This window comes from Pseudovibrio sp. Ad46, from assembly GCF_001623065.1.
GTDB lineage: Bacteria > Pseudomonadota > Alphaproteobacteria > Rhizobiales > Stappiaceae > Pseudovibrio.
In genome coordinates this window covers 160,226-172,807 of record NZ_LMCG01000046.1, presented here as the reverse complement: position 1 = coordinate 172,807, position 12,582 = coordinate 160,226, and the positions used below count along the sequence as shown (strand labels likewise).

General features: G+C 52.1%; 14 protein-coding genes. 9 read left to right on the top strand and 5 right to left on the bottom strand.

Annotated elements, in window-relative coordinates:
* The first annotated feature begins 171 nt into the window (after positions 1-171).
* The 3 genes from PsAD46_RS11965 (at position 172) to PsAD46_RS11955 (ending at position 3,046) form a co-directional block, all read left to right on the top strand.
* Positions 172-480 carry a metalloregulator ArsR/SmtB family transcription factor gene (locus PsAD46_RS11965; RefSeq protein WP_063301279.1) on the top strand — a complete coding sequence of 103 codons (309 nt, stop codon included), beginning with the start codon at positions 172-174 and terminating at the stop codon, positions 478-480.
* 139 nt (positions 481-619) lie between these two features.
* Positions 620-1,822, top strand: a complete 1,203-nt coding sequence (locus tag PsAD46_RS11960) for an MFS transporter (protein ID WP_063306961.1) — start codon at positions 620-622, stop codon at positions 1,820-1,822.
* A gap of 159 nt (positions 1,823-1,981) precedes the next feature.
* Complete coding sequence (locus PsAD46_RS11955; protein WP_063306960.1) at positions 1,982-3,046, top strand: putative sulfate exporter family transporter; 1,065 nt, start codon at positions 1,982-1,984, stop codon at positions 3,044-3,046.
* Here the strand turns inward: PsAD46_RS11955 and PsAD46_RS11950 are convergent.
* Positions 3,030-3,476 carry a hypothetical protein gene (locus PsAD46_RS11950; RefSeq protein ID WP_063306959.1) on the bottom strand — a complete coding sequence of 149 codons (447 nt, stop codon included), beginning with the start codon at positions 3,474-3,476 and terminating at the stop codon, positions 3,030-3,032. The genes PsAD46_RS11955 and PsAD46_RS11950 overlap by 17 nt on opposite strands.
* 260 nt (positions 3,477-3,736) lie before the next feature.
* On the opposite strand from PsAD46_RS11950, the gene PsAD46_RS11940 reads away from it, so the two are divergent.
* The 6 genes from PsAD46_RS11940 (at position 3,737) to PsAD46_RS11920 (ending at position 8,396) form a co-directional block, all read left to right on the top strand.
* Positions 3,737-4,846 carry an S-(hydroxymethyl)glutathione dehydrogenase/class III alcohol dehydrogenase gene (locus PsAD46_RS11940; protein ID WP_063306958.1) on the top strand — a complete coding sequence of 370 codons (1,110 nt, stop codon included), beginning with the start codon at positions 3,737-3,739 and terminating at the stop codon, positions 4,844-4,846.
* 129 nt (positions 4,847-4,975) lie between these two features.
* Positions 4,976-5,812: an S-formylglutathione hydrolase gene (fghA, locus tag PsAD46_RS11935; protein ID WP_063306957.1), complete on the top strand. Its 837-nt coding sequence runs from the start codon at positions 4,976-4,978 to the stop codon at positions 5,810-5,812.
* Between the two features lie 116 nt (positions 5,813-5,928).
* Entirely contained in the window at positions 5,929-6,219 is a 291-nt protein-coding gene (locus PsAD46_RS11930) for an SCP2 sterol-binding domain-containing protein (RefSeq protein WP_057461386.1), read from the top strand.
* 269 nt (positions 6,220-6,488) lie between these two features.
* Entirely contained in the window at positions 6,489-7,343 is an 855-nt protein-coding gene (locus PsAD46_RS11925; protein WP_063293401.1) for a methyltransferase domain-containing protein, read from the top strand.
* A gap of 252 nt (positions 7,344-7,595) precedes the next feature.
* Complete coding sequence (locus tag PsAD46_RS28130; RefSeq protein WP_193776939.1) at positions 7,596-7,754, top strand: hypothetical protein; 159 nt, start codon at positions 7,596-7,598, stop codon at positions 7,752-7,754.
* A complete protein-coding gene (locus PsAD46_RS11920; protein ID WP_063306956.1) occupies positions 7,755-8,396 on the top strand; it encodes a LysE family translocator in 642 nt (213 codons plus the stop codon).
* A gap of 32 nt (positions 8,397-8,428) precedes the next feature.
* Here PsAD46_RS11920 and PsAD46_RS11915 read toward each other — a convergent pair whose 3' ends face one another.
* The 4 genes from PsAD46_RS11915 to PsAD46_RS11900 form a co-directional block, all read right to left on the bottom strand.
* A complete protein-coding gene (locus tag PsAD46_RS11915) occupies positions 8,429-9,463 on the bottom strand; it encodes an agmatine deiminase family protein (RefSeq protein ID WP_063306955.1) in 1,035 nt (344 codons plus the stop codon).
* Between the two features lie 148 nt (positions 9,464-9,611).
* Positions 9,612-11,321 (bottom strand): Cache 3/Cache 2 fusion domain-containing protein, encoded by a 1,710-nt coding sequence (locus PsAD46_RS11910; RefSeq protein WP_063306954.1) that lies wholly within the window; start codon positions 11,319-11,321, stop codon positions 9,612-9,614.
* Between the two features lie 282 nt (positions 11,322-11,603).
* Positions 11,604-12,110, bottom strand: a complete 507-nt coding sequence (locus PsAD46_RS11905) for an SRPBCC domain-containing protein (RefSeq protein ID WP_057461381.1) — start codon at positions 12,108-12,110, stop codon at positions 11,604-11,606.
* A 13-nt stretch (positions 12,111-12,123) separates the two neighbouring features.
* Complete coding sequence (locus tag PsAD46_RS11900) at positions 12,124-12,477, bottom strand: metalloregulator ArsR/SmtB family transcription factor (protein WP_063306953.1); 354 nt, start codon at positions 12,475-12,477, stop codon at positions 12,124-12,126.
* Between the last annotated feature and the right edge of the window lie 105 nt (positions 12,478-12,582).

Genomic DNA, 12,582 nt, shown 5'->3' with positions numbered 1-12,582 from the left:
TGAACTATGAGTAATACACCAATAACATCGCATTTTCCGGGTGGTTTCAATGGTGTTGTGAAAGCTTGAGATGAGGAGAGTGCATGTCCCTCTCCAACGCGGATCCTTGAATATAGTTGATAAGCTATATAGTAATGTTGCTATATAGCTTATCAACTATATGTTATTTACATGAGCTTGATTGAAATCCTTAAAACTCTCGCCAATGAGAACAGGTTGACCATTCTGGAGTGGCTTCAGGACCCTGAGGCGCATTTTCCGCCGCAGAAGCATGGCGACCTGATTGAGCATGGGGTTTGTTTGGGAGCAATTGCTCGAAAACTCGGCATTTCTCAACCCACAGCAACCAACCATATGAAGGTGCTAGTGAATGCCGGTCTGGTGACGCTCACGCGCAACAGCAACTGGGTGTATTTCCGTGTAAACAAGGAGACTGTTTCTCTCTTTCTGGATGATCTTCAAACCAAGATCGCCCCATAAAAATAACTCGCCGACGTAACCTGCAAGCTGATCCTCCTAGGCTGATGGCCTTACCCCACCTCCCCTGATCTTCAGCGGATTGCTCTTGTGCCGCGAGCCCTACTATTCGTTCCTCATCCAATTATGACTGGAATACAGAGTGAAAAGCTCCGTTTTTGTGTTCTTTGGCTCCATGTTTGGTTCTCGTTTAGGAGACCAACTGCTGCTTTTCGTCGTTCCTCTTGTTGTCTTCCAAACCACTGGCAGTGTGTCGCTTTCCGGCCTTGCTTTTGCGGCTGAAACGCTGCCGCGCATTTTGTGCTTTCCCGTCTGCGGAATTCTGGCAGATCGTTTTTCTCCCGTCACATTGATCCGCATTTCTCAGGCAGGCCGCTCACTGGTCTGTGCCCTTGGCCTTGTTGGCCAATACTTTATGCCCCATGTGGGCTGGATTGTTGCCATTGCGGCCCTTTCAGGCGTGCTCACGACACAAGGGTTCATGGCTCGCGAAGTGATGCTGCCGCAAATCTTCAAAGACGTGACCTTCACTAAAGTGCAGTCCTACGCGCAGAGTGTTGACCAGATTTGCATCGTGTTGGGGCCGGTTATTGCCGCGGCTCTGTTCAACGTGTTCGGCTGGGAAATTGTCGTGGTCATGTCAGGTGCACTGTTTGTCAGTGCCGATGCGCTCATCTCCATCTGGCGCCGTCTCAGTGACGTGGAGTTGAAAGAGGCCAAGCCGCTGGATGGGCATTGGACCAAGCCATTCCGTATTGCGCTCAACCATCTGTTTTACCTGCCGGGGTTGAAGCGCATTGTGGCGCTCACTGCGCTGGTCAATCTGGTCTTCGGTGTCACACTGGCAACCTCTGCCAGTATGGTCACCGGTCTTTATGAGCAGTCTGAGGAATTCTACGCGCTGCTGCAATCCGTTGGGGCGATTGCCACCTTCGCGGTTTTGCTGGTTACAGGTGCGAGCCGCCTGAAGCTGACCCACATCGGCATCATCTCATACAGCGGGTTGGTTGTTGGCGGTGTGATAACCGGGTTCACGAGTAACTACTGGATTTACCTGTTGGGGTACTGTGTGATCCTTGGCTTTGACAGCATGTTTAACGTCTACATCCGCAGTGCACGGCAGAAGATCATTCCGCCAGATGACTACGGTAAGACGGTTGGTGTGATCATCCTGTTCAACAACTTCACTCTGCCGCTTTCCGGCTTGTTCGTTGGTTTCGTCACATCGGTTGAATACACCGGATGGCTGGTGCTTGCCCTCACTGCGTTCATTGCGTGTGCGGGACTGGCACTCAGCCTTGTTGGCGACTCTGTGCAGCAAGCAAAGGTTAGCGAAACACAATAGGCTCCCGCCAAACAGTCAGGCCACGCCCCCTGAATTGCCATGGGGTGTGGCGGTTTCTTTGGCTGGCGTAACCACTTCACCATGGAGCATCCTTATGGTGTCTGAAGTGCTTCTTAACAGAGGCACTGGGGACCAAAGGCACTTGCAAGGGTGAGTTTTATGCCAGCCGACTCCAGCCTGCCAGATCAACCGGAAAGCTCTGGCCCGTTCTTCTCCAAGTGGATGAAAGAGGGTCGTGAGATCATTCCCGGCCTTATCATTGCAACGGTGATCGCCATTGCTGCGCGTTATATCTCCGAGCATCAGGGCGGGCCGGTGATGCTGTACGCCCTGCTCATTGGTATGGCCGTGCATTCTATTTATGAGGATGGAAACTGTCAGGCAGGCCTGAGTTTTGCGGCTAAAAAGGTGCTGCGCCTTGGCGTGATCCTGCTTGGCCTGCGCGTCTCCTTTGCACAGATCCTTGCGCTCGGTTGGCAAACACTGGCTCTGGTGATCCTCTCGGTGCTGGCCATGCTGTTTGTTGGCCTTGTGGTGGCTCGCTTACTCGGTCGCTCGGCCAGTTTTGGATTGCTGACGGGAGGCGCTGTTGGCATTTGCGGAGCATCTGCAGCACTGGCGATTTCCTCCGTATTGCCAAACTCCAAGGAAAACGAACAAAACACGCTGTTCACGGTCATTGCCGTAACAGCCCTCTCAACCCTCGCGATGATCCTTTACCCCAGCATCGGACAGATGTTCGGCCTTACCGATGTGCAGCTCGGCATCTTCTTTGGCGCGACCATTCATGATGTGGCGCAGGTGGTAGGTGCTGGGTTTGCGGTGTCAGACAGCGCAGGTGAAATCGGCACCGTGGTCAAGCTGATGCGGGTGATGATGTTGCTTCCGGTGATTTTTATCATCTCGGTGTGGTCCGCCAAGTGGTTGCACACCAAAAGCAACGCCGGAACAACTGCTCTGCAGACCAAAGCCCCTGTCCCTTATTTCGCCTTCGGGTTCGCAGCACTGGTCGTGGTGAACTCACTGGGCTGGATACCTGAGACACCGCGCCTGATCCTCGTTGATGCCTCCACCTGGTGCCTCGTCATCGCGATCTCGGCACTCGGCGTCATGACCACCCTGAAAACCCTCGTCAGCCTCGGCCATCAGCACCTGTTTGTTATCGTCGCGGAAACACTACTGCTGCTTGGCGGGATCGTTCTGGCGATCAAGTATCTGCTTTAGAACGTTTTGGAATGCGCTGCCAATAGACGAATGCGTAACCTATTGTGCAGGCAATACCCATGAAGATGAGGAAACCTTCGAGGATTATAACTGACGGCGTTGCGATGATGGGCATGAGCAAAATGGCTGTGCTGGTGCCAGCCAGATAGCTAATGAGGGTGGCGCCAACGGGGAGCCAGAGCCGTGTTCTTCTGAGGAAGAGGTGAAAGACAATAGCAGCCGGTAGAGCGGGCCCTGCAATGAAAGGGATGATCGTTGTGAGCGGGATCCTGTCTTGCAGGATATACAAGATCACAAAGCCGACAGGAGGGAAGATGGCAAGCAGGTAGAAGGTGAGACAAGCCGTGATGCCTGCGAGCGTCAGCGCAAAAAGATAAACCGGATACCCGCGCGAAAACTCGAGAATCTTGCTCTTTGTCATGCCACTCATATTTTTCTCCTGAAGACAACAAAGCAATGATTGAATTGCGCAATGACGTCCACTCTGTGCACTCAAATATGTTGTTTGTTACTAACTTTAGTCTCTACGCAAAACTCCTGAATTCGCTGATGCAATTCGTGGTTCTGCGCGTTATAAGTTACTGGTGCAAGTTTAGGGGTGACACGCGGGAGGTGTGCGCCGCTTTAATCAATTTTGGGGAGGTCCCGCCACATCCGGCGGGTCTATAACAAGACGTATAGGTTCACAATATGGATACACGCGCCGCTGTTGCTTATAAAGCCGGAGCCCCTCTTTCTATCGAGACAGTTCAGCTGGACGGCCCGAAGCCTTTTGAGGTTCTGGTTGAAATCATGGCAACAGGTATCTGTCACACAGACGCCTTCACCCTGTCCGGTGATGATCCGGAAGGTCTGTTCCCGGCCATCTTAGGCCACGAAGGCGCAGGCATTGTGCGCGAAGTGGGCAAAGGCGTTACCTCGCTGAAGCCGGGCGATCATGTGATCCCGCTTTACACACCGGAATGCCGCGAGTGTGAGTACTGCCTTAACCCGAAGACCAACCTGTGTCAGTCCATCCGCTCCACACAGGGTGCAGGCGTAATGCCAGACGGGTCCAGCCGCTTCTCCATCAATGGTGAAAAGATTCACCACTACATGGGCACCAGCACCTTCTCCAACTTCACTGTTCTGCCTGAGATTTCTCTGGCGAAGATCCGCAAGGACGCACCGTTTGATAAGGTTTGCTACATCGGTTGTGGTGTGACCACTGGCGTTGGCGCCGTGATCAACACAGCAAAGGCTGAGCCAGGCTGTAAGGCTATTGTGTTTGGTCTTGGTGGTATTGGTCTTAACGTTGTGCAGGGCCTGCGTCTGATCGGTGCTGACCAGATTGTTGGTGTTGACCTCAACCCAGGCAAAAAAGCACTTGCAGAACAGTACGGCATGACTGACTTCGTCAACCCGAAGGAAGTTGAAGGCGATCTGGTTCCTTACCTGGTTGACGTGACAGGCGGCGGTGCGGATTACACCTTTGAGTGTATTGGCCACCCAACCACCATGCGTCAGGCGCTTGAGTGCAGCCACAAAGGCTGGGGCGAAAGCATCATCATCGGTGTTGCTGGCGCAGGTCAGGAAATCTCCACCCGTCCATTCCAGCTGGTGACTGGTCGTTCCTGGAGAGGCACTGCTTTCGGCGGTGCGCGTGGTCGTACGGATGTGCCAAAGATCGTGGACTGGTACATGGATGGCAAGATCGACATTGACCACATGATCACCCACACCATGCCGTTGGATGAGATCAACACTGCGTTTGATCTGATGCATGAAGGCAAGTCCATCCGTTCGGTTGTGACGTTCTAAGCCATACTCTGGGTTTTCGTATTGATAAGGTCTAAGCGGACATCTGCTCTGCTTAGGCCTTCATTTTAATGCATATTCTTATCCGAAAACCGGAACCGCTTTTCGGAAGTACGCTGTGAGAGAGCTATTATGATTGAGCTGATCCAAAGCTGGCGCTGTTTTGATGGCGAGCAGCGCGTTTATCGCCACGCTAGTAAAGCCACCGGTACGCCAATGGAATTTGCGGTGTTTCTACCGCGCCGTGCGCTGAATGGTGAAGAGTGTCCAACCCTGATGTTCCTCTCCGGTCTGACCTGTACCTGGGAAAACATGGTCTCCAAAGCTGGCAGCCAGCGTGCAGCAGCAGAGATGGGCATGATCATCGTTGCACCGGATACGTCTCCACTTGGTGACGATGTGGCGGATGATGATGGCTGGGACATGGGCAAAAGCGCGGGCTTTTACCTGAACGCCACGCAGGAGCCATGGGCCAAGCACTACCGCATGGAAGAGTATATCACGCAGGAGCTGCCGGAGATCTTGGAAGAACACTTCCCGGTCGATCTGAGCGCTCTGGGCCTGACGGGTCACTCCATGGGTGGTCATGGCGCGTTGACTCTTGCGTTGAAAAATCCGGGCCTGTTCAAAAGCGTGTCCGCGTTTGCACCGATTGTGAACCCAATTAACTGCCCATGGGGTGAGAAGGCTTTCTCTGGTTACCTCGGAGAAGATCGTTCCACATGGGCAAACTATGATGCTTGTGAGCTGGTCAAGTCTCGCGGCTGGAAAGGCCGCATCCTGATCGATCAGGGCTCAGCCGATGGGTTCTTGGAAGAACAGCTGAAGCCTTGGGTCTTTGAAAAGGCTTGCCGTGACGAAGGCGTTGACCTGACTCTGCGCATGCATGGTGGCTACGATCACAGCTACTATTGCATTGCATCCTTTATGCAAGACCATATTGCCTGGCACTATGACGAATTGGTTTAGCGGTTAACCTATACTAGACCATTGAGGCGCTTGTAGTTTGCAGGCAATAAGGTTAGGTAGCTGCAACAATTGGGAGGGTCCTGCCCTCCCTGAACAGAAAATAGCCAGAGGAACAGATGTCCGAATTCATCCAGAAGATCGTAACCGGGATCAACGGCAAACTTGATGGCGTCGATATGTCAAAATCGATTGCGCTCAACATCAAGGATGAGGGCTTCATCATCGTCGACGAGAACGGCGCGCGCGCAGAAGAAGCAGAGGCTGATTGCACAATCTCTTGCTCTGCGAAGACCTTCAAAGGCTTGGTGGATGGTTCCGTCAACCCGATGACAGCTGTGATGATGGGCAAGATCAAAATCGGCGGCGACAAGATGGTTGCCATGAGCCTTGGCAAAATCCTCGGCTAAGCAAATATAGCGTCAGTCCGCGGTACTGTGGACTGACGCCCCCGCCTCGACGCGAATACATTCCCGCCTTCTCAAGGCTCTTAGAGCCTCTTCAAATTCCATTTTAAAATTGCGATATGGCCAAGTTTCCTTGTGAGATCAAGAGCATGGAATAGTGGTAGCCAATCGCGCACTGATTACAGTTTTCGAAAGATCAACTGGACTGTGCGGATAGGTAATTAAGTGTTTTATGGCTCACTGCGCTCTAATAAAACCAGAGAGCTGTAGTCATGAAAAACGGTATTGACGACGAAAATCAGTTTGATCCGGTTGCAGATATTCTTTCCAGTTTTTTTGAGCTCAACAACGCTTTAGACTTGGAAGCTGCAGGCAAATTTGATGAAGCAGCAGAGGCCTTTGAGCACATTCTGCGCAATGATCCAGATGATAGTGTTGGTGCTTCACTTCATCTGGCAGCTATTGGCAAAGGCAATGTCCCCAGCTGTATGCCCGAGGCCCATGTGCTGATGCTGTTTGGCCAAATGTCTGAGACTTATGACAAAAGGCTGCTGGACGGCCTGAAGTACGCCCTCCCTGAAAAAGTTAAGGAGAGAATGGCTACGCTTGAGGTTGGACCCTTCAAGCGAATGCTGGACCTTGGTTGTGGAACAGGACTTTGCTGTGAGGTGCTCAAGGATCAGGTCACTCACAAAATTGGTTTAGACCTTTCTGCGGAGATGCTTGAGAAAGCAAGAGAGAAAGAGATTTATGATGTCTTGCATGAAGGCGAGATCACTCAATTTCTGAAGCAAAGCCGCCATGAGCCCTGGGACCTTGTGATCTCTACAGATGTCATTCCATACAATGGGACTTTGGACGAGATGTTTTTAAATATCGCCCGAAACATGGCTCCCGGTGGTATTTTCCTCTTTTCAACGGAGACCCAGCCGGAAGAGGCATTTGGCGGCCAACCTTATCTTATGGGAAAGTACTGTCGCTATGCCCATTCGCAGGATTACCTTGAGAACCTGCTGAAGCAGAACAATCTCGAACTCCTTGATCGCACTGAAATGGTCCTACGTTTGGAACAAGGACATCCAATCGCCGGTCAGCTGGTGATTGCAAAGAAAAAAGACCCGGAATAGCCGCTAAAACTCTTTAGCAGTGAACAGTAGTGCGGAAACCAAAGAGTATTATTCGGGCAAGTATAGATAAGGATACTCTGAACCTCCCTTCCGCTGTTCTATGAAGGCTTGAAAAAAGACCGTCTCCAAGCCATGCTCGACGCAGGAGACGTGGATGCTGCTCAGATTTCGACACTGCAAGATTTAGTAGATGACACCCTGATTATTGAGGGTGAACATGAATAGTGTCTTTCCATTTTGGGGGACGTGTTCATGGGCCATATTGTCAGACTCCTGAAAAAGGGAGAAGGCCAAAAAGTTATTGATGACTACATCCATGAAGGTTTTAAAATTGGAGAGGTGATTCAAACAGGTGTGATCAGTCACGACAACACTGCGAACAATCGCCAGAACGTTATTGAAAGAATTTAAATGAGTGCAGACCAACTCATCTTGTATTGCATAGCTATTTTCTCTGTGTCGATCATCCCCGGCCCCAGCATGGCGCTTGCGTTTGCTGAAGGCGCCCGGGGCGGCGTGAACGGGGTTGTTCCGCCCGCACTGGGGAATGTCACCGCCTCTTTAGGGCAAGCCCTGATTGCCTTTTTCGCCTTCCGCTCCGTGGTCTCGCTGGAACCTCGGGTTCTGCTCACAGTGCAGGCGGTTGGAGCGCTGTATATCGCCTATATCGGATACATCTTTATTCGACACGGCAGCAGCTTTCGGTTGGATACTGCGGGACTGGAAAAACAGCTTTCCAAAGCGACAGAGGGATTTCAGACTGGTTTTCTGATTGCCTTCTTCAACCCAAAAGCAATCCTGTTTTTTGTGGCGTTGTTTCCGCAGTTCGTTAACAGCGAAATTGTAGCAAGCGTTGGGGCGTTGAGCTCTGTTTTCCTACCCATCGGCCTGATCGCTCTGATCTGCTTTTTAGCCTACGGCTTTCTGGGGCAGATCTCGCTTCAGGTCTTTGATGAAAGCAAGGTGTTCAACTGGATTGTGCCAGGGTTAGGTGGCTTTTTGCTGCTAACAGCGACACTGGGCCTTCTGGATGCAATCAACCAGATTTTCTGAGTGCAGCAGAGCAGTGACCCGTGTTGGCTGACCTAATCTTTCAGAATTGCCTGCGCTGCTTTGCCTTTCAGCTGAAGGGTGAGGCAACGCACTGAGCCGCCCAGCTTACACACTTTGTTGGCTGGCACCGGAATAACCGTCTTGCTGGTGTTGGCTTGGATGGTCTCCAGCACATCATCGCTGTTCTGGTCGCCAAAATGCGGCATGTAGATGAATTTGCTGGTCATCGTCGCGTTGACGTTGACCCCGCAGGCGCTGGACAGATCAGCTTCATCCCACATGGCGTCCACTTCAACAATCTTGATGCCTGGAAAAGATGCCTCCAGTTCCTCGGTGATCTCGGTCCTCATGGGGGCGTCATAGCGATTGAGGATGATGGTGTTATCTTCCGCAAACATCACCATGCCATCGCTGTGAGCCATCACCTCTTCATCGGGAGGCAAGATCGCAACTTCTTTCGCGTTCAGCAGCTCCTTCAAAACTGCCTTGCCGTCTTCATAGGACAGGTCATTGTCTTCCAGAAAGCGCGTTGTGGTGATCACCCGGCCTGCGTGGTTATCAACGATATTACCGCCATCCAACAGGTAATCGGTTTGAGTAAATGTCAGCCCCTTCGCATTGGCAAAGGCGTTGAAGCCGCCCTGCATTTCATCTGCGACCGCCTGATCACCTTCAAAGGTGACAGGGGTATAGCGGAACTGAACCGGTTTACCTGGGTTGATGACGGTGTAATCCCGCACCCAAATATGCGGGAGATAGTCATTGATAAGGACCTCGTCCGGCACCTTGCCTTTGAAGTAAGACCGAGTCTGTGCATCCACAACGATCCGAACCTCGTCGTTGCCATAAACAGCATTTGCGTAGGCGATGTCGAAATCCACGATATCCTGAAACAGCGCTGCATACTCGGGATCATCGTAGGTATCAGCAATGGATGGCGCAGCAATGAGAATCAGGTCCTGATCAGACGCTAAGGCCGCTGTGAAATGACCGCTCGTCAGTGATAAGCTCACGCTCGCAAGCAACGTACAGGCCATTAGCTGGAGTTTCGATTTGAGGTTTTTCATGTGTTCTCCAGCTGGTCTATCAGTGCCTCACTTGTAAAAACAGGCGAGTGAACGGGCGATGATCATTTCGTTTGAATGTAAAAGGCCCTGCATCACCAATGGAATGCAGGGCCTCTTCAAGTCATTATGCTCCTAAGAGGCATAGTGCTTAGGCGGCGCGAATATCATCCATAAAGGAGTTGATGGTTTTGCGCAGGAGCGCTGCGTTGGATGCAACTGCCTGTGATGCGTCAAGCACCTGAGAGGCCGCTTCCTGCGTTTCCGTTACTTTCACTGACACCTCGCTCACGTTGTGTGCTGCGCTGCGAGTACCCTGTGCTGCCATCTGAACGTTCTCGCTGATTTCCATGGTCGCGGATCCCTGCTGTTCAACGGCATTGGCGATGGAGGTGGCGTGTTTGTTCACTTCGCTCATGGTGTCGCTGATGCCAACAATGGCTTCCACGGTTTCCTTGGAGGAGTTCTGGATGCCTGAGATCTGCGCAGAGATTTCTTCGGTTGCCTTGGAGGTCTGGGTTGCCAACTCCTTAACCTCGGAGGCCACAACTGCAAAGCCTTTGCCCATCTCACCAGCACGTGCTGCTTCAATGGTTGCGTTGAGCGCCAGCAGGTTGGTCTGCTCCGCAATATCGCGGATGAGGTTGACGACTTCGCCGATCTTTTGCGCAGCACTGTCAAGCGCCTGAACCTTCTGGCTGCTTTCTTCTGCGCCACTGGTTGCGGCACCCACCACACGGTTGGTCTCACCCAACTGGCGGCTGATCTCTTCAATGGAGGCGCTCAGTTCTTCAGCTGCGGTCGCAACCGTCTGCACATTGGCTGAGGCTTCTTCGGAGGCATCACGAGCGGAGTTGGAACGCAGAGCAGAATCCTCTGCAATGCCGGTCAGGCGGGTGGCGGTGTGTTCCATTTCCGCAGAACGCTGATCCACACTCTGCAGTGCTTGCGTGACTTCGGCACCAAACTGGCTCAACAGGTTCTCGATGCGGCTCTGACGTTCCTCGCGAGCACCGGATTCCTCATCGCTTTGCTCTTGCAGGCGAATACGCTCTACGTTGTTCTGGCGCAGAACTTCGATTGCCTGTGCCATATCGCCGATTTCATCGGTGCGTTTGGAGTAATCAATCTTGATGTCCAGCTTGTTCTCGGACAAATCACGCAGGGCCTTCGTCATCACAGGAATCGGCTTCAGCATGAACTTGAAGCCGAAGTAGGCCATCAGAACAAGAACAAGCCCCAGTCCAAGTGCGGCGTAAAGCAGGTTCCAGGTGACGTTATCAACCTGCGCTTCAATGTGAGACTTCTCAACGCCCACATAAAGAATACCAATCACGCGATTGTTGCTGTCAAAGATTGGCTGGTACAGCGTGTAATAGGCCATGCCGAGGATGTCGGCTTCACCGCGGAAGGTCTTGCCAGACTTGATAATTGGATAAACACTGCCAGTCTTGCCGAGTGGTGTATCGACGGCGCGTTCACCCTTCTTGTTTTTGATGTTGGTGGTCTTGCGCCAGTAATCCTGGGTTGCGTCATCCCACACAAAAACAGTTGCGGTCTCGCCAGTCAGATGCCCAATCTGGTCAACAAGATCGTTCCCCGAGAAGTTCAGAGGATCATTTGTGATGATTTTGGCAACATTAGAATTGTGGTCCAGCTTCACGGTTGCTGATGGGAGTTCCTGCTGGAACTGTGCAGCCGCGATGCGAAGATTGATATTGTGACGTTTGTCCACCTCATCGCTCAGCGTACCCCAGAGTAACAGGTCTGCGGCCAGCACAAGAACACCGATTGTTACGACAATGGCAAATGAAACGGTTGAAGCTATTTTGGTGGTCAGGTTAATTCCGGAAAAGTGCATAAGTGCCCCGTTGCTATTCTTATTTTCCGCTGCGGGTATTTTCTGAGAATACCACTGTTAGTTTTAGGGGTATGGTGCACTTACTAATAACAAATTAAATTTTGAACTATTCCGCTCGGTAATATGCAAAAATATAATGAGAGCAAATACTTATATTATTTCCGATAGGGCACATTTCTGCGCATAAGCTGTTGCCTGAGGGGCAGAATGCGACAATCCGCGCAAGAAAAAACCCCGCCTCCAAGGGAGAGGTCGGGGCTGAGGAGAGGTCTCCACCACAACTTACGCCGTCAAACTTGCCTGAAGCTCGGCGAGCAGTTCTTCCAGTAGGCCCATACCGGCATTCCAGCCTTGGTTCATGCCGCCGATGGCTGCCTCGAAGCAGGCTATCTCGGCCTCTGTGGCGTCATGGGGAACCCATGTGAGGCGCATTTTGGTCTGGTCGCCGTCTTGCTCGAAGGTGACGGTGGTCAGCAAAACACGAGGCCAGTCCTGCATCATCGGGCTGGCAATCACATTCCAGTCAGCGTCAGACGTTGCGTGCAGCCATACCAGTTTTGAAGGTTTTGAGACCTCTGTATATTCAACGCGTTGGAAGTTGGAATTGTCTCCCCACTTCATCTCATGCAGCCAAAGGCCGCCTTGTTTGACATCCAGCTGGTGGACGATGCTTTCCACGTTAGGGCCGTACCAGCGCGAAATAAGATCCGGTTCGGTCCATGTGCGCCAAACCAGCTCGCGCGGGGCGTTAAAGGTGCGTTCCAGTACATAGGTTGGTAGTTCACTCATTCCAATTCCCTCCTCAACTTTCGGATTTCATCAATTCCTCCAGAAGATCATCCAGCTGATCAAAGCTGGATGACCAGAACTTGCTAAACTCTTCCAGCCATTTAACCGCCTCACGCATGGGCTCAGCTTTGAGCCGTGCCGGGCGGCGTTGCTTGTCTATGGCGCGTTCAACCAGCCCTGCCCGTTCCAGAACCCTCAGATGCTTTGAGACGGCAGGCTGGCTCATGCAAAATGGCTCAGCCAGCTCGTTGACCGATGCGTCTCCATTGGCGAGCCGTGTCAGGATTGCACGGCGCGTTGGATCGGCCAGTGCTGCAAACACGGCATCAAGGTTTTCTGGTTGGGGTGTCTGGTTCACCTGTTGCATAACCGTATGGTTATATAATAATTGAAATTGGTCAAGCCCAAAGTCTTGAGAGTGTGTCAGAGCAAAAGAAAACCCCGCCGTCCTGATGGAAAGCGGGGTTTCATA

Bases quoted from the DNA above. Each gene is read 5' to 3' on its own strand.
- PsAD46_RS11955 (WP_063306960.1), top strand. From the start codon at position 1,982: ATGCCAGCCGACTCCAGCCTGCCAGATCAACCGGAAAGCTCTGGCCCG.
- PsAD46_RS11900 (WP_063306953.1), bottom strand. From the start codon at position 12,477: ATGCAACAGGTGAACCAGACACCCCAACCAGAAAACCTTGATGCCGTG.
- fghA (WP_063306957.1), top strand. From the start codon at position 4,976: ATGATTGAGCTGATCCAAAGCTGGCGCTGTTTTGATGGCGAGCAGCGC.
- PsAD46_RS11925 (WP_063293401.1), top strand. From the start codon at position 6,489: ATGAAAAACGGTATTGACGACGAAAATCAGTTTGATCCGGTTGCAGAT.
- PsAD46_RS28130 (WP_193776939.1), top strand. From the start codon at position 7,596: ATGGGCCATATTGTCAGACTCCTGAAAAAGGGAGAAGGCCAAAAAGTT.
- PsAD46_RS11915 (WP_063306955.1), bottom strand. From the start codon at position 9,463: ATGAAAAACCTCAAATCGAAACTCCAGCTAATGGCCTGTACGTTGCTT.
- PsAD46_RS11930 (WP_057461386.1), top strand. From the start codon at position 5,929: ATGTCCGAATTCATCCAGAAGATCGTAACCGGGATCAACGGCAAACTT.
- PsAD46_RS11920 (WP_063306956.1), top strand. From the start codon at position 7,755: ATGAGTGCAGACCAACTCATCTTGTATTGCATAGCTATTTTCTCTGTG.
- PsAD46_RS11950 (WP_063306959.1), bottom strand. From the start codon at position 3,476: ATGAGTGGCATGACAAAGAGCAAGATTCTCGAGTTTTCGCGCGGGTAT.
- PsAD46_RS11905 (WP_057461381.1), bottom strand. From the start codon at position 12,110: ATGAGTGAACTACCAACCTATGTACTGGAACGCACCTTTAACGCCCCG.
- PsAD46_RS11965 (WP_063301279.1), top strand. From the start codon at position 172: ATGAGCTTGATTGAAATCCTTAAAACTCTCGCCAATGAGAACAGGTTG.
- PsAD46_RS11910 (WP_063306954.1), bottom strand. From the start codon at position 11,321: ATGCACTTTTCCGGAATTAACCTGACCACCAAAATAGCTTCAACCGTT.
- PsAD46_RS11940 (WP_063306958.1), top strand. From the start codon at position 3,737: ATGGATACACGCGCCGCTGTTGCTTATAAAGCCGGAGCCCCTCTTTCT.